We start from the raw sequence: 17,103 nt of genomic DNA, 5'->3' as shown, positions 1-17,103 counted from the left end.
GAAGGACCCGGCCGCGGCCGACCCCGCCCCGGCACCGGCCAACCCGGCGCCCGCGCCGGCACCGGCCCCGCCGAAGGTCCCGGACACGCCGCCGGCCAGCGGCGCGAGCTGCAAGATCGGCAACAGCTTCGTCCCCGGAACCAAGGTTCTGATGGCCGACGGCACCACGAAGCCGATCGAGGACATCGAGATCGGTGACAAGGTCAAGGCGTCGGACGTGGAGACGGACGACACGCAGTCCCGCGCGGTCACCCTCACCATCAAGCGCGAAGGCAGCAAGCGCCTGGTCACGCTCACCGTGGACACGGACGGCCGGACGGGCGACAAGACCTCCACCATCACGGCCACCGACGGCCACCCGTTCTGGCTACCGGACATGGGCCGTTGGGTGGAGGCCGGTGACCTGGAGCGCGGGCAGTGGCTGAGCACGGGCAGCGGCAGTTGGGTCCAGATCACCGCGGTCAAGGCCCGGACGGCCGAGGCAACGGTGCACAACCTCTCCGTCGAGGGCCTGCACACCTACTACGTCCTGGCCGACAGCAAGCCGATCCTCGTTCACAACACATCGCCCACTCCGCCCACCCCTGCGGGGGTCGTATACCTGCGGACCGATCTGCTCAGCGGTGAGGAGTACGTCGGCCAGGCGAAGAGTTGGAGTCGTTACTTGAAGCGTCAGGGCGAGCATGCGAAGGACTACCCTGGCAAGTCGTTCGTCTTCGAGGTGCTCGGCAGGGCGAACCCGGGGCAGGACCTCGACGTCCTCGAAGAAAGCTGGATGCGGGCCGGCGGCGGAAAGAAGTCGGTGCCGGGGAGCGTCCTCGAGAACACTCGAGTGCAGATGAACGACGCCCGCTACAAGGCAGCCGGAGGGACCGTGTGCTGACGCGATACAAGAAGGGTGACGTTCTCTCCATCCCGGTGGTCGAAGGAAGGATCGCCTTGGCCCAGGTCGTCGAGACGTTGCGTGGGAACGTCCTGCTGGCCGTGTTCTCCGAGCTTCTGGATGCCGACGGCCCGCGTGACGTGGCTTCTCTCGAACTCGGTGAGCCGGTCTTCCTCGTGGAGACCATGGACCAGCGGATCAAGGACAGAACCTGGCAGATCGCCGGGAATCAGGAAATCTCGAAGGACGTCTCGATTCCCACCTACAAGGTCTGGGTCGAGCCACCCGGCGAGTACCGGACGCAGGATGTCCGTGGAAACGTGGGAGACAGGATTCCTCCAGAGCGGGCGAACGGCATGAGGCACCAGAAGTCGTTCTCCCCCGCCGTGGTCGAATCGGCCCTCCGTGGATTTCACGGGCATGGTCCATGGGTCCCGGCTTTTGACGAGCTGACACCTCTCTGATCAGCCCACGACCCGACCGTTCAGCACCACCCGCAGCGGGGCCCCCAGCACGCGTACGTCCGTGCGGGGGTCCCGTTCGTACACCACCAGGTCCGCCGGGGCGCCCTCGGTCAGGCCGGGACGGCCGAGCCACTCGCGGGCGTGCCAGGTGGTCGCCGCGAGGGCCTCGACCGGCGGGATGCCGGCGGTGACCAGTTCGGCGACCTCGGCGGCGACCAGGCCGTGGGCCAGGGAGCCGCCCGCGTCCGTGCCGACGTAGACCGGGATGCCCGCGTCGTAGGCGTTGCGGACGGTGTCGTAGCGGCGTTCGTGGAGGCGGCGCATGTGGGCGGACCAGTTCGGGAACTTGGTCTCGCCGCCGGCCGCCATGGCCGGGAAGGTGGCGATGTTGACCAGGGTCGGGACGATCGCGACGCCACGGGAGGCGAAGAGGGGGATCAGGTCGTCCGTCAGGCCCGTCGCGTGTTCGACGCAGTCGATGCCCGCCTCGACGAGGTCACGGAGGGACGACTCGGCGAAGCAGTGGGCCGTCACGCGGGCGCCCAGGAGGTGCGCCTCCGTGATCGCCGCCTCGACCGCCTCACGCGGCCAGCACGGCGCCAGGTCGCCCAGCCCCCGGTCGATCCAGTCCCCCACCAGCTTCACCCAGCCGTCGCCGCGCCGGGCCTCCTGGGCGACGTACGCGACGAGTTCGTCCGGCTCGATCTCATGGGCGAAGTTGCGGATGTAGCGGCGGGTGCGGGCGATGTGGCGGCCGGCCCGGATGATGTTCGGCAGGTCGTCGCGGTCGTCGATCCAGCGGGTGTCGGAGGGGGAACCCGCGTCGCGGATCAGGAGGGTGCCCGCGTCGCGGTCGGTCAGCGCCTGCTTCTCCGCGACGTCCTCCGGGACCGGGCCCTCGGGGCCGAGGCCGACGTGGCAGTGTGCGTCGACCAGGCCGGGGAGGACCCAGCCCTCCACGCCACGGATGTCCTGGGCTCCGAGTGGACGGTCGTAGGTGATACGGCCGTCCACGATCCAGAGTTCGTCGCGAACGTCCTCCGGGCCGATGAGGATCCGTCCCTTTACGTGCAGCACCGCGTCGTCGCTCATGTACCGCACGATATGCGCTTCGCTGAACGGGTTGTTCTTCGGCTGCGGCCCGGTGGGGGCTTGTCGCGCCCACGCGGCGGAGCCGCACATGTCGCCGCCCCGCGCCCCTATGGGGCGCGCTCGGCCTCGTCCTCGACCTCTGCCATCGCCGGGTCCAGCAGACGCGACAGGAAGTGCCGCGTCCGCTCGTGGCTCGGGTTGCCGATGACCTGGGCCGGGGCGCCGTCCTCGACGACGACGCCGTCGTCCATGAAGACCACGCGGTCGGCGACCTCCTTCGCGAAGGTCATCTCGTGGGTCACCACCATCATGGTCATGCCGTCCTGGGCGAGCATGCGCATGACCGCCAGGACGTCGCCCACCAGCTCCGGGTCGAGCGCCGAGGTCGGCTCGTCGAAGAGCATCACCTCGGGGCCCATCGACAGCGCGCGGGCGATCGCCACGCGCTGCTGCTGGCCGCCGGAGAGGGAGGCGGGGTAGGCGTCCGCCTTCTCCGACAGGCCCACCCGGGACAGGTTCTCCGCCGCCACCTTCGCCGCCGTCGCCTTGTCCCGCTTCAGGACCCGGCGCTGCGGCAGCGTGAGGTTCTCGGTCACCGTGAGGTGCGGGAAGAGGTTGAACTGCTGGAAGACCATGCCGATACGGCGGCGTACGGCGTCGATGTCGACGTCGGGGTCCGTCAGCTCCGTGCCGCCGACGAAGACCTGGCCCTTCGTCGGCTCCTCCAGGAGGTTCACGCACCTGAGCAGGGTCGACTTGCCCGAACCCGACGGGCCGATCACACAGACGACCTCGCCCCGGGCGATCTCCAGGTCGATGCCCTTGAGGACCTCGTTGTCACCGAACGACTTGTGCAGACCACGTACTTGGATCTCGGGCCGGTTCATTTCACGGCCTCCTGGGCCTTCGCCTCCATACGGCGTACGACGAGGCCGAGCGGGACGGTCACCAGCAGGTAGCACAGACCGGCGACCAGGATCGGCGTGGAGTTGGCGGTGGTGCTGGCCAGGTCACGGCCGTACTTGGACAGTTCGCGCTCCTCCAGCGTGACGCCGAGGAAGAGGACCAGCGAGGAGTCCTTGAAGAGCAGGACCAGTTCGTTGGTGAGCGGCGGGAGGATGATCCGGAACGCCTGCGGGATGATGATCGAGACCATCGCGCGGGCGGGCGAGAAGCCCAGCGAACGGGCTGCTTCCAGCTGGCCCTTGGGGACCGCCTGGATGCCCGCGCGGATCGTCTCCGCCATGTACGCGGCGGCCACCAGACCGAGCGCGAGCGCGACCTTGCCGTACGTGCCGCCGGGGATCTCCGTGCCCGGGAAGGCCAGCGGCACGGCGACGCCGATGAAGATGAAGATCAGCAGGGCGGGCAGGCCCCGGAAGATCTCGATGTACACGCCGGCGAACCAGCGGTACGGGCCCACCGACGACAGCCGCATCAGGGCGATGACCATGCCGAGGACGAGTCCGAAGACGAAGCCGGACAGCGTGTAGAGGACGGTGTTCTTCAACGCCAGGGTGATGACGTCGGGGAACATCTGCTCGGCGATGTCCCACTGGGCGAACTGGTTCTTCAGCCGCGCCCAGTCCGCCGACACCGCGAAGGCGACGACGGCGGCGACGAACAGCGCGTACTGCGCGCCCCGGGACAGGGTGCGCTTCTGGCTCCGGCTCAGGCCCTTCCTCTTCGGCTGGAGCGCTGTGTCCGTGTCGGTCCCGCTCATGAGGCCGACGGGGAGGCCGAGGCGGCGCTCTCGTCGTACGGGCCGATCCACTGCTCGTACAGCTCCTTGTACGTGCCGTCGGACTTGGCCTCGGCCAGCGCCTTGTTGATGGCCGCGAGGAGCTTGGTGTTGCCCTTCCTGACCGTGAAGCCGTACTCCTCACCGGTGTTGACCTGCTCGGCGACCGTGTAGGCGTCCGCGAGGGCCTCGTCCTTGAGCCAGCCCTGGACCACCGGGTAGTCGATGACGACGGCGTCGACCTGGCCGGTGCGCAGGCCGTTGAGGACGGCGTCGGAGGACTCGAAGGAGACCGGGTCGAGGCCCTGGCTCTTGGCGTGGTCCTCGCCGGTGGTCTGCGCCTGGGTGCCCACCTTGTAGTCCCCGTCGCCCTTGAGGTCCGCGAACGAGCGGATGTCGGCCTTCTTGGCGGCGAGGACGGCCTGGGTGGCCTCGAAGTACGGGTCGGAGAAGTCGACGTTCTTCTTGCGCTCGTCGGTGATCGTCATGCCGGCCGCGGCGAGGTCGCACTCGCCGGAGTTCAGGAAGGCGCCCGTCTTGAAGTTCTCGAAGGGGGTGTCGAGGATGTCCTGCTTCACCCCCAGGTCCTCCGCGACGAGGTCGATCAGGGACACGTCGAAGCCCTGGACCTTGCCGTCGATCTCCGACTGGAACGGCGGGTACGGGAGGTGGGTGCAGGTCGTGAGCTGACCGGACTTCACCAACTCGACCCCGCCGGCCGCGGTCTTGGTGCCGCCGCTGCCGCCGTCGTCCGAGGAACAGCCGGCCACGAGCAGCAGTCCGGCCGCGGCGGTGGTGGCGGCCAGGATGCGGGTCCGGCGTCCGGGGACCGAGTTCACGGGGAGACCTCCTGTAGGGGAACTGAGACAACCGATGATAAGGAAATGTTTGGTCTGCTCAAACTATTCCGATGGCTACCGGGCCGCCTGACCTCTGATGTCGTCGGTGAGGGGCGCACGGGTGCCGTCGGTACCCTCGACACCATCTACCCCGTCCGTGAAGAGAGCACCCCGTGACACACCCGTTTCTGGATCTGCCCCCGCTGAGCGCCTCGCACTTCGCCTCGATCGAGGACCGGGTGGCCCGGCTGCTCTCCACCGGGCAGGACGTCGTGATCACCCAGGGCGAGGCGCTGCTGCCGCTGGAGGGCGCGATCCGCGGGGCCGCGGGACCCGGCACGACCGCGCTGAACGTGATCACCGGTCCGTACGGGCAGACCTTCGGGAACTGGCTGCGGGACTGCGGGGCGACGGTCGTCGACCTGGCGGTGCCCTTCCACACGGCGGTGACGGCCGGGCAGATCCGGGACGCCTTCGCCGAGCACCCGGCGATCGACTTCGTGTCGCTGGTCCACGCGGAGGCGGCGACCGGCAACACCAACCCCGTGGCGGAGATCGGCGAGGTGGTCCGCGAGCACGGCGCCCTGTTCTACCTGGACGCGGTGGCCTCCGTCGGCGCCGAGCCGGTGCTGCCGGACGCGTGGGGTGTCGACCTGTGCGTCATCGGGGCGCAGAAGGCGATGGGCGGGCCGGCCGGGGTGTCGGCGATCTCCGTGAGCGAGCGGGCGTGGGCGCGGATGGCGGCCAACCCTCGGGCGCCACGCCGCTCGTACCTCTCCCTCCTGGACTGGAAGGAGCGCTGGATCGACGGCGGCCGCCGGGCACTCCTGCACGCGCCCGCCCAGTTGGAGATGCTCGCCCTGGAGGCCTGTCTGGAGCGCATCGAGGCGGAGGGGCTCGACACCGTGATGTCCCGGCACGCGTCCGCGGCCGCGGCGACCCGGGCGGGGGCGCTCGCGCTGGGCGGGGGCCTGGAGCCGTACGTGCGCGAGGCGGCCGACGCCGCGCCGGTCGCCACCACCCTGCGGGCGCCCGCCGGGGTCGACGCCTCGGAGCTGGTCGCCAAGGCGCTCGCCACGAATCCGGCGCTTCCGCTGGCCGCCGGAGGCGGGGTCCTCGCCGCGGAGATGATCCGCGTGAACCACTACGGCGCCGACGCCACCCCGGGCGTGGTGCACGGCGCCCTCGCGGGGCTGGGCGCGGCCCTGGCGGAGTTCGGCGCGACCGTGGACCTGAAGGGGGCCCGGCGGGCGGCGGCGGAGGCCTGGGCATAGAGAAGCGTTTTCGCCGGGGGAATTGCGTCGGATTTGACGACAGGAATACAGTGGAATTCACAGAACAGGATCCCGTATTCTTCTGCCCGCTCTTCCCCCGTCTAAACGCAAAGGTTTCGCGAACACCGGCGGGGCCGATTCGAGCAGAAGTCGTGAGGGTTGCGCACATGTGACCGACTCCACAACGCGCCCGTTTTGTGCGGTAATTTACGGGCGAAACCCACCGTATCGACCCGGTGAGCCGGGGCTCCTCACGCCCGCGTGATAACACGTGGACGGCCCATGCGTAACCCCACGTGGCGATGCAATTCGAAATTCCCATGGGTAAATTCAAGCCCCATGACTGCCGCACAAGCAGAACCACTGACGGAAATCGCGGAAGGGATTCGGATCGACCGCCCGGACGTGTCGGACGGCGCGTCGCTGTGGCGCATCGCCGGTGACTCCAAAGCGCTGGACCTGAACTCCTCATACAGCTATCTGCTGTGGTGCCGGGACTTCGCGGACACCTCGGCGGTGGCGCGGGACGGGTCCGGGGAGCCGGTCGGGTTCGTGACCGGGTACGTGCGGCCGGAGCGGCCGGACACCCTGCTGGTGTGGCAGGTGGCCGTCGACGAGGCGCACCGGGGCCTGGGGCTCGCGGGCGCGCTGCTGGACGGGCTCACCGCCCGGGTCGCGCGCCGGCACCCGCTGACCACCGTCGAGACCACCATCACACCGGGCAACACGGCGTCCGAGCGCCTGTTCGCCGCGTTCGCCGAACGGCACGGCGCGGACGTCGAGCGCACGGTCCTGTTCGAGGCCGGGGACTTCCCCGACGGCCCGCACCAGCCCGAGGTGCTCCACCGCATCGGCCCGCTGTCCCCCTGAGCGCGCCGTCACCCCCGCACTCCCCCTCCCTTCCCTCACCCCCCACGCACCGAGGAGCGATTCGACGTGACCATCACCCAGCCCGACCTGAGCGTCTTCGAGACCCTGGAGTCCGAGGTGCGCAGCTACTGCCGCGGCTGGCCCACCGTCTTCGACCGCGCGCAGGGCAGCCGGATGTTCGACGAGGACGGCCACACGTACCTGGACTTCTTCGCCGGCGCCGGGTCACTCAACTACGGCCACAACAACCCCGTACTCAAACGCGCCCTGATCGACTATCTGGAACGGGACGGCGTCACCCACGGGCTCGACATGTCGACGACGGCCAAGCGGGCGTTCCTGGAGTCCTTCCAGAACCTGGTGCTGCGGCCGCGCGATCTGCCGTACAAGGTCATGTTCCCGGGGCCGACCGGCACCAACGCGGTGGAGTCGGCGCTGAAGCTGGCGCGAAAGGTGAAGGGCCGCGAGTCGGTCGTCTCCTTCACCAACGCCTTCCACGGCATGTCGCTCGGTTCTCTCGCCGTCACCGGCAACGCCTTCAAGCGGGCCGGGGCGGGGATCCCGCTGGTGCACGGCACCCCGATGCCGTTCGACAACTACTTCGACGGCACGGTCGAGGACTTCCTGTGGTTCGAGCGGCTCCTGGAGGACCAGGGCTCCGGGCTCAACAAGCCCGCCGCGGTGATCGTGGAGACCGTGCAGGGCGAGGGCGGCATCAACGTCGCCCGCCCCGAGTGGCTGCGCGCGCTCGCCGAGCTGTGCGAGCGGCAGGACATGCTGCTCATCGTCGACGACATCCAGATGGGCTGCGGTCGTACGGGCGCCTTCTTCTCGTTCGAGGAGGCCGGCATCACGCCCGACATCGTGACCGTCTCCAAGTCCATCAGCGGCTACGGGCTGCCGATGTCGCTCTGCCTGTTCAAGCCGGAGCTGGACATCTGGGAGCCGGGCGAGCACAACGGCACCTTCCGCGGCAACAACCCCGCGTTCGTGACGGCGACGGCCGCCCTGGAGGCGTACTGGGCCGACGGCTCCGTCATGGAGAAGCAGACCCGCAAGCGCGGTGAGCAGGTCGAGCAGGCGCTCATCTCCATCACGGAGGAGAACCTCGCCGACGTGAAGGAGTACAGGGGCCGCGGCCTGGTGTGGGGCATGGAGTTCCACGAGAAGGAGCGCGCGGGCCGGGTCGCCAAGCGGGCGTTCGAACTCGGGCTGCTGATCGAGACGTCCGGCCCGGAGAGCGAGGTCGTCAAACTGCTGCCGGCCCTCACCATCACCCCCGACGAGCTGGACGAGGGCCTGCGCGTCCTCGCCCGGGCCGTCCGGGAAACCGTCTGAGCGACCGCCCGAGCAACCGCCCGAGAAACCGCCGAGAAACCGTCAGAGAAGGCTGAGAAGGAGGCCTGGAACCACCGTGATCGTCCGTTCTTTCAAGGATCTGGAAGGCACCGACCGGCACGTCAAAGCGGCGTCCGGCACGTGGGAGAGCAAACGCATCGTCCTCGCCAAGGAGAGGGTCGGTTTCTCCCTGCACGAGACGGTCCTCTACGCGGGCACGGAGACGTCGATGTGGTACGCGAACCACATCGAGGCCGTGGTGTGCGTCGAGGGCGAGGCCGAGCTGACCGACAACGAGACCGGGCGCACGTACACGATCACGCCCGGGACCATGTACCTCCTCGACGGGCACGAGCGGCACACGATGCGGATCAAGGAGGACTTCCGCTGCATCTGTGTGTTCAACCCGCCCGTGACCGGACGGGAGGACCACGACGAGAACGGGGTCTACCCGCTGCTCACCGAGCCCGAGGAGGTGTGACATCACCATGACCACGACCACCACGATGAACACTGCCACCACCGTCCCCGACCTCTACCCCAGCCGTGGGGCCACCGAGGTGTCGGTCCCGCGTCAGGACCCGGTCGTCTGGGGCTCCCCCGGCACGCCCGGTCCCGTCTCGCTCGCCGAACTCCAGGCGTACGAGCGCGACGGCTTCCTCCCCGTCGAGCAGCTGATCGCGCCCGACGAGGTCGCCGTGTACCGGCAGGAGCTGGAGCGGCTCGTCGCCGATCCGGCGATCCGTGCCGACGCGCGCTCGATCGTCGAGCCGAAGTCGCAGGAGATCCGGTCGGTCTTCGAGGTGCACCGGATCAGCGAGCTGTTCGCGCGGCTGGTGCGGGACGAGCGGGTCGTCGGGCGGGCCCGGCAGATCCTCGGCTCGGACGTCTACGTCCACCAGTCGCGGATCAACGTGAAGCCGGGCTTCGGCGCGTCCGGGTTCTACTGGCACTCCGACTTCGAGACCTGGCACGCCGAGGACGGGCTGCCGAACATGCGGACGGTGTCCGTCTCGATCGCCCTGACCGAGAACTACGACACCAACGGCGGCCTGATGATCATGCCGGGGTCGCACCGGACGTTCCTCGGCTGTGCGGGCGCCACCCCGAAGGACAACTACAAGAAGTCGCTGCAGATGCAGGACGCCGGCACCCCGTCCGACGAGGCGCTGACGGCCATGGCGTCGGAGTACGGCATCAAGCTGTTCACGGGCAAGGCCGGTTCGGCCACCTGGTTCGACTGCAACTGCATGCACGGGTCCGGCGACAACATCACGCCGTTCCCGCGCAGCAACGTCTTCATCGTCTTCAACAGCGTGGAGAACGCGGCCGTGGAGCCGTTCGCCGCGCCCGTACGGCGGCCGGAGTTCATCGGCGCACGGGACTTCACCCCGGTGCGGTGACCCCACCGTCCCCCTGACGGGGCCGGGCGATCGCCACCCCTGAGCGACCGCCCGGCCCCTTTCACGCGCCTACAGCCAGGCCAGCGAGGCTGCCCTCTCCAGTACGTTCCGTGCCGCGTCCTCGTCGCCCGTGACGCCCCTCGGGACCTCCTCCGGGGCGTAACGGCCGCCGACCAGGAGGCAGAAGTCGACGGGATCCAGGCTGAGTTCGGCGTGCACGGGGTCGCTGTCGTCGCCGAGGATCCAGCTGGTGTCGGTGGGCCCGGTGACCTCGAAGAGGACGGGGGGCGCGTCGTGGAGAGCCAGGCCGAGGATGCGGACGGCCAGCCGGACCAGCGACCACAGGTGCTCGTCGGGGGGCGGCGGCACGGGCAGGCCGAGCGCCCGGCCGATGTCGTCCGTGTGGATCCAGGCCTCGAAGGCGCGGATCACGAAGTGGTCGGCGACCGGCAGCCTGAGGCCCATCACCGTGACGGGGCGGGCGGCGAGTTCGGGGTCGGCGGCCTCGGGGGTGGCGAGCAGCGCGGCGGCCTGCGCGGCCCACGTGGCGACCGTCTGCGCGGGCGTGCGCTGGTGCTCGTGGGCGATGACGTCGGCGGTGCGCCGGGCCCAGGCGTCACCGGCGGGGATCCCCTCCGGGAGGTGCGAGACGGGCAGCGGTGTGTCGATGCCCAGGCGTACGGCGAGGTGTTCGTCGGCGGCGACGAGGTGGGCGACGGTGGCGTGCGCGTCCCAGTCGTGCACGACCGGGGTGCCCCAGCGGCCCTCCACCTCCGGTACCAGAGCCTGCAGTCCGGCCACGGCCGCGGCGTAGGGCGCCGCGTGATGGGCGATCTCGGCGGCACGGGGGCGGCGGGACCGGAGGGCGAGCGAGAGGACGCCGTCGGCACCCCCGTCCACGGCACCGCCCGGGTGCCCGTCCACGGCACCGCCCGGGTGCCCGTCCACGGCACCGCCCGGGTGCCCGTCCACGGCACCGCCCGGACGCCCGTCCAGCGCATCGCCCAGGCGCCCGTCCAGCACACCGCCCGGGTGCCCGTCCGCCGATCCGTCCAGCAGTCGCACCGTGTCGCGCAGGTGGTCCGCCTCCGCCGCGCACGACGGACAGGCGGCCAGGTGCGGGGTGACTCTTCGCAGGTCGCCGGGCTGGAGCGCGTCGACGGCCCAGGCGGCCAGCAGCTCCCGTACGCCGTCGTGGTCGTTGGTCATCGCGCGCCGCCCTTTCGCCCTGCCCCGTCCACGATACGCAGGTGCCGCGCACTCCGGACGGTCCCGTGCGCCCCCATCACGCGCCCCTTGCCGCTGCCGGGTCCGGTGGGTCCGCGAGCGTCTCCGCCAGCTTGCGCAGCGCCGAGCGGAGACGGGTCTTCGCTGTGCCCTCGGGTATGCCCAGCTCGACGGCGGCCTGGCGGTAGGTGCGGCCCGCGAAGTAGGCGAGGTGGACCACCTCCCGCTGGGGGCGCGGGAGTTCGGCGAGGGCGGTGTGCAGCTTCAGGGAGCGCTCGCGCTCGACGACCGCCTCGGCCGGGTCGGGGCCCGCGTCGGGGATGGCGTGCAGCGCCGAGTCGTCCGCGCGGACGTCCTTGCGGTGCCGGGCCTCGCCGCGCACCCAGTCCACGGCCCGCCGGTGGGCCACCATGGACAGCCAGGTGCGCAGCGAGCCCCGGCGCGCGTCGAAGCCGTACGGCCTGCTCCACAGCTGGGCGAAGACCTCCTGCGCCACGTCCTCGGCGGCCGCCGGGCTGCGGGTGACCCGGACGGCCACCCGCCGGACGAGTCCCCCGTACGCCGCGTACGCCTCACGCAGCGCGGACTCGTCCCCGTACACCAGCCGCCGATGCAACTCCACATCGATGGACGGCTGTTCGAGCGTCGGCTCCACCGGCACCACCACCTCGTGATGCCTTCCTAGCGTTCTGGCGCGGTCCGCGCCAGTGGGTCAGAGAAGTCGGCCGGACAGGACGTCCAGAAGCCGGTCGACGTCCGCCGGTGTGTTGTACAGGTGGAAGGCGGCCCGCAGATGGCCCGCGCGATCGGAGACCTCGACTCCCGCGCGGCTCAATTCCGCCTGCCGCCGCCCGAGTCCGGGCACCGACACGATCGCCGACCCGGGCGCCGGCACCGGCTCGTGGCCGAGCGCGGCGAGACCCGCGCGGAACCGGTCGGCCAGGGCGAGGTCGTGGTCCCGTACCCGCGCCACGCCCAGTTCCTCGATCAGCGCGAGGGAGCGGCGGGCGCCCGCGTAGGAGAACAGGCTGGGGCTCTCGTCGAACCGGCGTGCGGAGCGGGCGAGTTCCTCGACCGGGCCGTAGCAGCTGTCCCACGGCTCCTCCCCCGCGACCCAGCCGGCGAAGAGGGGTGTGAGCCCGCCGAGGTCCTCGGGGACGACGAGGAAGGTGACTCCGCGCGGGCACAGCAGCCATTTGAAGGCGACGGCGACGACGTAGTCGTACGCGTCCGCCTCGATCGGCAGCCAGCCGGCGGACTGCGACGCGTCGACGAACGTACGCGCTCCCCGCTCCCGGGCCGCCTCACGGATCGCGTCCAGGTCGGCGACCCGGCCGTCGGCGGACTGCGCGGCGCTCACCGCGACGAGTGCGGTGCCGGGGCGCACCGACTCGGCGAGGCGCTCCAGTGGCACCTGGCGCACCTTGAGGTCGCCGCGCACATGGAAGGGGTTCACGAGCGAGGCGAACTCACCCTCGGCGGTCAGCACCTCGGCTCCCGCCGGGAGCGCGGTGGCGATCAGTCCGCTGTAGACGGCGACGGATGCGCCGGCCGCCACGCGGCGGTCGGGCACACCGGTGATCCGGCCGAACGCGGCGCGCGCGGCCTCCACGTCGGCGAACATGTCCTGGGGCCGCCCGGCCGCCACGGATTCCACGGCGGCCTTCATCGCGTCGACCGCTCGGGCGGGCAGCAGGCCGGTGCTGGCGGTGTTCAGATAGGTGTTCTTCGGGACGAACTCGGCACGAACGAGGCTCTCGAAGGTTTCCATGGGACCACTGTGGGGCCGGGCGCATCCCACGTCCATTGAGAAGTTTTGCGCCCTGTCTCCAAGCAACGCTTATGCATGGCGCCTGACCTGCGCCGCGGCGCCAGACCGCTACCGCACCCCTTACTGGGGCACGGCGCAACCGTCCGGCCCACAAGCCTCCGCCCCCTCCGCCGCCACGACCTGCAACGGCGCCGGCCGCTCCCCCCAGGCCTGCGCGAGCGCCTTCTCGAACACCTCCGCGGGCTGCGCCCCGGACACCCCGTACTTCCGGTCCAGCACGAAGAACGGCACCCCGTTCGCGCCGAGCGCAGCGGCATCCCGCTCGTCCGCGCGGACGGCGTCCGCGTACGCGTCCGGGTCGGCCAGCACCTTGCGCGCGGCCTCCTCGTCGAGCCCCGCCTCGACGGCCAGCTCGATCAGATAGCCGTCCGCGTCGGCGTACACGGACCGCTCCTCGGCGAAGTTCGCCCGGTAGAAGGCCTGGAGCAGTTCGCTCTGCCGTCCTTGGTCCTTGGCGAAGTGGATCAGGCGGTGCATGTCGAAGGTGCTGCCGTGATCACGGCCCTCCGCCCGGTAGGCGAGCCCCTCGGCGGCGGCCTGCTCACGCAGGTTGTGCTCACCGGCCTGCGCCTGCGCCTCGCTCATGCCGTACTTCTTGGTCAGCATGGTGAGCACGGGCTGGATGTCACCCTTGGCGCGGCCCGGGTCGAGCTCGAAGGAGCGGTGGACCACCTCGACGCCGTCGCGGTGCGGGAAGGCCGCGAGCGCCTTCTCGAAGCGGGCCTTGCCCACGTAGCACCAGGGGCAGGCGATGTCGCTCCAGATCTCGACGCGCATGGTGTCAGCTCTCTCCAGGTCGTACGGGTACGGAGACGCCCTCCGCCTCTACGGTGGATGAACGTTCAAGCAGCGCGGCTCATTCCCCGGTCAGCTGCCGTTCCTCAGGTCCTTCGGCCAGTTCGGGCGGAACTCGATCTCGTCGTAGGTGACCACGCAGCCCTCGCCCATCGGGGACTGCGTCATGAAGCCGACCAGCGCGGCGCCGCTCTCCCGCTCGCCGGCAAGGGTGAAGAGGCGGACGAAGGTCCACCGCTTGCCGTCGCGGGAGGCGTGGAAGGCGAAGGCGCGGCCGGTGCGGCTGACCCGCAGCCAGACCGAACTGCCCTCGACGGCGAAGGAGTTGGCGTCGTCCGAATGCCCCCGGGTGACCACCGTGCACACGGTCGGCACGTCGGGTGAGTTCTCCAGGCAGAGCTTCGCCCAGGCCCGCTCCCCCACGTGCACGTACAGCACGCCCGCGTCGAACCCGGCGGCGAAGCCGACGGTGACGCGGGCTATCAGCTGGAAGTCCCCTTCCGGTGACCCCAGCAGCCGGGGCGCGTCCGACTTCGGGTCCAGCCCTTCGTCCGTGGGCGGCACGAACCGGTCCTCCCGGGCACCGGCCCACCCGGTGAGCACACCGTCCTCGTAGGACCAGTGCCCGTCGGGGCCGTACGTACGAAGGGGGAAGGGGAGTTCGGGAATGTCGACGTCCATTGGGGGATTCTGACAGCTCCGGGCCCACCCCCGCGCCTCTGGAGGGGCGCGGGGAACTGCGCGAGCGACCACGACGCACGCGCAGCCCGAAACCGCACCGAACCCCTACGGCGCTCCCCGGAGGGCTATCGCTCCAGAACGCCGTTGAACCGACGGGGCAGCCCCAGCGGATTCTCGTCCCGCAGCTCCGGCGGAAGCAGCGCGGAGGGCGCCCCCTGGTAGGCGACCGGCCGCAGCCACCGCTCGATCGCCGTCCCGCCCACCGACGTGGAGGTCGACGTCGTCGCCGGGTACGGCCCACCGTGGTGCTGGGCCGCGGCCACGGCCACACCCGTCGGCCAGCCGTTGACGAGCACGCGCCCGGCCAGCGGCGTCAGCTCGGCCAGCAGCTCCGGTCCGCGCCCGCCCTCGGCGGCCTCCTCGCCGGACACGTGCACCGTGGCGGTGAGGTTGCCCGGCAGCCGGGACAGCACCGACTTGGCCTCGTCCTCGTCCTCGTAGCGGGCCACGACCGTGAGCGGGCCGAAGCACTCCTCCAGGAGCAGGTCGTGCTCGCCCTCGGCGGCCAGCTTGCCGGCGGGGACGGTCAGGAACCCGGGGCTGACCGTGTGCTCGCCGCCCGCGCCGGCGGTCACCGGCGACTCCACGTCCGGCAGCTCGGCGCGCTCGGCGACACCGGCGAGGAAGTTGTCCCGCATCCGGTGGTCCAGCAGGACTCCGGAGTCGACGTCGCTGACCGCCTCGGTGAGCGACTTCAGCAGGCGGTCACCGGCGTCACCGGCGGGCGCCAGCACCAGGCCGGGCTTCACGCAGAACTGGCCGACACCGAGGGTCATCGACCCGGCGAGGCCCGTGCCGATGGCCTCGGCGCGCTCGGCGGCGGCGGCCTCGGTGATCAGGACGGGGTTCAGGGAGCCCAGCTCGCCGTGGAACGGGATCGGCACGGGGCGCGCGGCCGCCGCGTCGAAGAGGGCACGGCCGCCGCGCACCGAGCCGGTGAAGCCGGCGGCGGTGACGAGCGGGTGCTTGACCAGCTCGACGCCCGCCTCGAAGCCGTGCACGAGGCCGAGGACGGCCTCGGGGAGGTCGTGCTCGGCGGCGGCCCGGCGCAGCACGATCGCGACCAGCTCGGACAGGGCCGGGTGGTCGGGGTGGGCCTTGACGACGACCGGGCAGCCGGCGGCCAGCGCGCTCGCCGTGTCACCGCCGGGGACGGAGAAGGCGAAGGGGAAGTTGGATGCCGAGTAGACGGCCACGACGCCGAGGGGGACCTTGTAGCGGCGCAGGTCCGGGATGGGCGGGGTGGCGGTGTCGTCGGGGTGGTTGATCACCACGTCGAGGAAGGCGCCCTCGTCGACGATGTCGGCGAAGGCCCGCAGCTGGTAGCAGGTGCGGGCGAGTTCGCCGGTGAGCCGGACCGGGCCGAGCGCGGTCTCGGCGTCGGCGACCTCGACGAGTTGGTCCTTGGCCGCCTGGAGCTGGTCGGCGGCGGTACGCAGGAAGGCCGCGCGGACCGTGCGGTCGGCGAGGGAGGCGCGGGCGGCGTGCGCCGCGCGGACGGCGGCATCGACCTCCTGGGCTGTGGCCTCCACCGCAACCTGCTCGCGCTGCTTCCCGGTACGGGGGTCGACACTCCAGACTGGTGCTGCTGCCACCGCGGGTTCCTCCACGTATTTCTGGATCGATTCCCAGGGGTATATCTGGGTCATTCACCAGCGTCGTTCGATATGCTGAACGCCGTCTCTGATGATGAATATTCTGTCGGAGACTATATCTTCAGCTTCTCGCCGAACGAAGGGGTCACGGGCGATGTCGGCAGTGGAGACGGGCGGCGGGGCACAGGTCAAATCGGCGGTAAGGACCGTTGAGCTGCTCGAATACTTCGCCGGGCGCCCCGGTATGCATTCCCTGGCGGCGGTCCAGGAAGCCGTCGGATATCCCAAGTCCAGCCTCTACATGTTGCTGCGCACCCTCGTGGAACTGGGCTGGGTGGAGACCGACGCGACGGGCACGCGGTACGGCATCGGCGTACGGGCGCTGCTCGTGGGCACGTCCTACATCGACGGCGACGAGGTGGTGGCGCTGGCCCGGCCGACGCTGGACCGGTTGTCGGACGACACCACCGAGACGATCCACCTGGCCCGCCTGGACGGCACCAACGTCGTCTACCTGGCCACCCGCCAGTCGCAGCACTACCTGCGTCCCTTCACCCGCGTCGGCCGCCGGCTGCCCGCCCACTCCACCTCGCTCGGCAAGGCGCTGCTGGCCACCCACACCGACGAGCAGGTCCGCAAGATGCTCCCGGAGACCCTGCCGGCGCTGACGGAGCACACGATCACCGACCGGGAGCGGCTCATCGAGGAGCTGCGCCAGATCCGCGAGCAGGGGTTCTCGGTGGACCGCGAGGAGAACACGCTCGGGCTGCGCTGCTTCGGGGTCGCCATCCCCTACCGCACCCCGGCCCGCGACGCGATCAGCTGCTCCGTCCCGGTGGCCCGGCTGACCCCGGCCCACGAGCAGCTGGTCAAGGACGCCCTCTTCGACGCCCGCGACCGGCTGACGCTGGCGACCCGCAGACTCTGAGCCGGCGCCGGGGCACCCCCGGTCCGCACCGAAGGCAACCCCGGTTTCATGAAGACCTCATGAGAAAGCCGGGCAAAGGGAA

18 protein-coding genes are annotated in these 17,103 nt (G+C 70.7%); 8 read left to right on the top strand and 10 right to left on the bottom strand.

Annotated elements, in window-relative coordinates; genetic code table 11:
• Together P1P70_RS02870 and P1P70_RS02865 are read left to right on the top strand one after the other, a co-directional pair.
• Positions 1-883: polymorphic toxin-type HINT domain-containing protein (locus P1P70_RS02870; RefSeq protein ID WP_319234262.1), on the top strand; the 883-nt coding region annotated here is incomplete at its 5' end.
• Entirely contained in the window at positions 877-1,347 is a 471-nt protein-coding gene (locus P1P70_RS02865) for a hypothetical protein (RefSeq protein ID WP_319234261.1), read from the top strand. The genes P1P70_RS02870 and P1P70_RS02865, both read left to right, overlap by 7 nt.
• Here the strand turns inward: P1P70_RS02865 and P1P70_RS02860 are convergent, their stop codons facing one another.
• From P1P70_RS02860 to P1P70_RS02845, 4 genes are all read right to left on the bottom strand, one after another.
• Complete coding sequence (locus P1P70_RS02860) at positions 1,348-2,439, bottom strand: amidohydrolase family protein (protein ID WP_319234260.1); 1,092 nt, start codon at positions 2,437-2,439, stop codon at positions 1,348-1,350.
• A gap of 107 nt (positions 2,440-2,546) precedes the next feature.
• Complete coding sequence (locus tag P1P70_RS02855) at positions 2,547-3,326, bottom strand: amino acid ABC transporter ATP-binding protein (RefSeq protein WP_319234259.1); 780 nt, start codon at positions 3,324-3,326, stop codon at positions 2,547-2,549.
• Positions 3,323-4,162 carry an amino acid ABC transporter permease gene (locus P1P70_RS02850; protein WP_319234257.1) on the bottom strand — a complete coding sequence of 280 codons (840 nt, stop codon included), beginning with the start codon at positions 4,160-4,162 and terminating at the stop codon, positions 3,323-3,325. The genes P1P70_RS02855 and P1P70_RS02850 overlap by 4 nt, the downstream gene beginning before the upstream one ends.
• Positions 4,159-5,019: a transporter substrate-binding domain-containing protein gene (locus P1P70_RS02845; protein ID WP_319234256.1), complete on the bottom strand. Its 861-nt coding sequence runs from the start codon at positions 5,017-5,019 to the stop codon at positions 4,159-4,161. Before P1P70_RS02845 ends, P1P70_RS02850 begins: the two co-directional genes overlap by 4 nt.
• A 173-nt stretch (positions 5,020-5,192) precedes the next feature.
• Here P1P70_RS02845 and P1P70_RS02840 point away from each other — a divergent pair, with 173 nt between their 5' ends.
• From P1P70_RS02840 to thpD, 5 genes are all read left to right on the top strand, one after another.
• On the top strand, positions 5,193-6,293 hold the full coding sequence (locus tag P1P70_RS02840) for a pyridoxal-phosphate-dependent aminotransferase family protein (protein ID WP_319234255.1): 1,101 nt from the start codon (positions 5,193-5,195) through the stop codon (positions 6,291-6,293).
• 339 nt (positions 6,294-6,632) lie between these two features.
• The gene (ectA, locus tag P1P70_RS02835; RefSeq protein ID WP_319234254.1) at positions 6,633-7,163 is read left to right on the top strand and encodes a diaminobutyrate acetyltransferase; all 531 of its coding nucleotides are present in this window, start codon (positions 6,633-6,635) and stop codon (positions 7,161-7,163) included.
• Between the two features lie 66 nt (positions 7,164-7,229).
• The gene (gene ectB, locus P1P70_RS02830; RefSeq protein ID WP_319234252.1) at positions 7,230-8,501 is read left to right on the top strand and encodes a diaminobutyrate--2-oxoglutarate transaminase; all 1,272 of its coding nucleotides are present in this window, start codon (positions 7,230-7,232) and stop codon (positions 8,499-8,501) included.
• 76 nt (positions 8,502-8,577) lie between these two features.
• A complete protein-coding gene (locus P1P70_RS02825; protein WP_184895678.1) occupies positions 8,578-8,982 on the top strand; it encodes an ectoine synthase in 405 nt (134 codons plus the stop codon).
• A 25-nt stretch (positions 8,983-9,007) separates the two neighbouring features.
• Entirely contained in the window at positions 9,008-9,904 is an 897-nt protein-coding gene (thpD, locus tag P1P70_RS02820; RefSeq protein WP_319234266.1) for an ectoine hydroxylase, read from the top strand.
• Between the two features lie 69 nt (positions 9,905-9,973).
• Here thpD and P1P70_RS02815 read toward each other — a convergent pair whose 3' ends face one another.
• The 6 genes from P1P70_RS02815 to P1P70_RS02790 form a co-directional block, all read right to left on the bottom strand.
• Positions 9,974-11,113 carry a maleylpyruvate isomerase family mycothiol-dependent enzyme gene (locus P1P70_RS02815; protein ID WP_319234250.1) on the bottom strand — a complete coding sequence of 380 codons (1,140 nt, stop codon included), beginning with the start codon at positions 11,111-11,113 and terminating at the stop codon, positions 9,974-9,976.
• Positions 11,114-11,189: 76 nt separating this feature from the next.
• Positions 11,190-11,798 carry an RNA polymerase sigma factor gene (locus tag P1P70_RS02810; protein WP_319234248.1) on the bottom strand — a complete coding sequence of 203 codons (609 nt, stop codon included), beginning with the start codon at positions 11,796-11,798 and terminating at the stop codon, positions 11,190-11,192.
• A 45-nt stretch (positions 11,799-11,843) separates the two neighbouring features.
• A complete protein-coding gene (locus P1P70_RS02805; protein ID WP_319234246.1) occupies positions 11,844-12,902 on the bottom strand; it encodes an aminotransferase class V-fold PLP-dependent enzyme in 1,059 nt (352 codons plus the stop codon).
• A gap of 120 nt (positions 12,903-13,022) precedes the next feature.
• Complete coding sequence (locus P1P70_RS02800) at positions 13,023-13,739, bottom strand: DsbA family oxidoreductase (RefSeq protein WP_319234244.1); 717 nt, start codon at positions 13,737-13,739, stop codon at positions 13,023-13,025.
• Positions 13,740-13,829: 90 nt separating this feature from the next.
• Positions 13,830-14,438, bottom strand: coding sequence for a DUF1349 domain-containing protein (locus tag P1P70_RS02795; RefSeq protein WP_319234242.1), 609 nt, complete (start codon positions 14,436-14,438; stop codon positions 13,830-13,832).
• A gap of 125 nt (positions 14,439-14,563) precedes the next feature.
• Entirely contained in the window at positions 14,564-16,093 is a 1,530-nt protein-coding gene (locus P1P70_RS02790; protein ID WP_319234240.1) for an aldehyde dehydrogenase (NADP(+)), read from the bottom strand.
• A 154-nt stretch (positions 16,094-16,247) separates the two neighbouring features.
• Between P1P70_RS02790 and P1P70_RS02785 the strand changes: the two genes are divergently transcribed.
• Complete coding sequence (locus P1P70_RS02785) at positions 16,248-17,021, top strand: IclR family transcriptional regulator (protein WP_013004606.1); 774 nt, start codon at positions 16,248-16,250, stop codon at positions 17,019-17,021.
• The last annotated feature ends 82 nt before the right edge of the window (positions 17,022-17,103 follow it).

The sequence above is a fragment of the Streptomyces sp. MB09-02B genome (assembly GCF_033794485.1).
GTDB lineage: Bacteria > Actinomycetota > Actinomycetes > Streptomycetales > Streptomycetaceae > Streptomyces.
This window is presented reverse-complemented; position numbering and strand designations above follow the sequence as displayed.

Coding starts and splice junctions, on each gene's coding strand:
- P1P70_RS02855 (WP_319234259.1), bottom strand. CDS start 3,326: ATGAACCGGCCCGAGATCCAAGTACGTGGTCTGCACAAGTCGTTCGGT.
- P1P70_RS02800 (WP_319234244.1), bottom strand. CDS start 13,739: ATGCGCGTCGAGATCTGGAGCGACATCGCCTGCCCCTGGTGCTACGTG.
- P1P70_RS02860 (WP_319234260.1), bottom strand. CDS start 2,439: ATGAGCGACGACGCGGTGCTGCACGTAAAGGGACGGATCCTCATCGGC.
- thpD (WP_319234266.1), top strand. CDS start 9,008: ATGAACACTGCCACCACCGTCCCCGACCTCTACCCCAGCCGTGGGGCC.
- P1P70_RS02850 (WP_319234257.1), bottom strand. CDS start 4,162: ATGAGCGGGACCGACACGGACACAGCGCTCCAGCCGAAGAGGAAGGGC.
- P1P70_RS02795 (WP_319234242.1), bottom strand. CDS start 14,438: ATGGACGTCGACATTCCCGAACTCCCCTTCCCCCTTCGTACGTACGGC.
- P1P70_RS02805 (WP_319234246.1), bottom strand. CDS start 12,902: ATGGAAACCTTCGAGAGCCTCGTTCGTGCCGAGTTCGTCCCGAAGAAC.
- ectA (WP_319234254.1), top strand. CDS start 6,633: ATGACTGCCGCACAAGCAGAACCACTGACGGAAATCGCGGAAGGGATT.
- P1P70_RS02785 (WP_013004606.1), top strand. CDS start 16,248: ATGTCGGCAGTGGAGACGGGCGGCGGGGCACAGGTCAAATCGGCGGTA.
- P1P70_RS02815 (WP_319234250.1), bottom strand. CDS start 11,113: ATGACCAACGACCACGACGGCGTACGGGAGCTGCTGGCCGCCTGGGCC.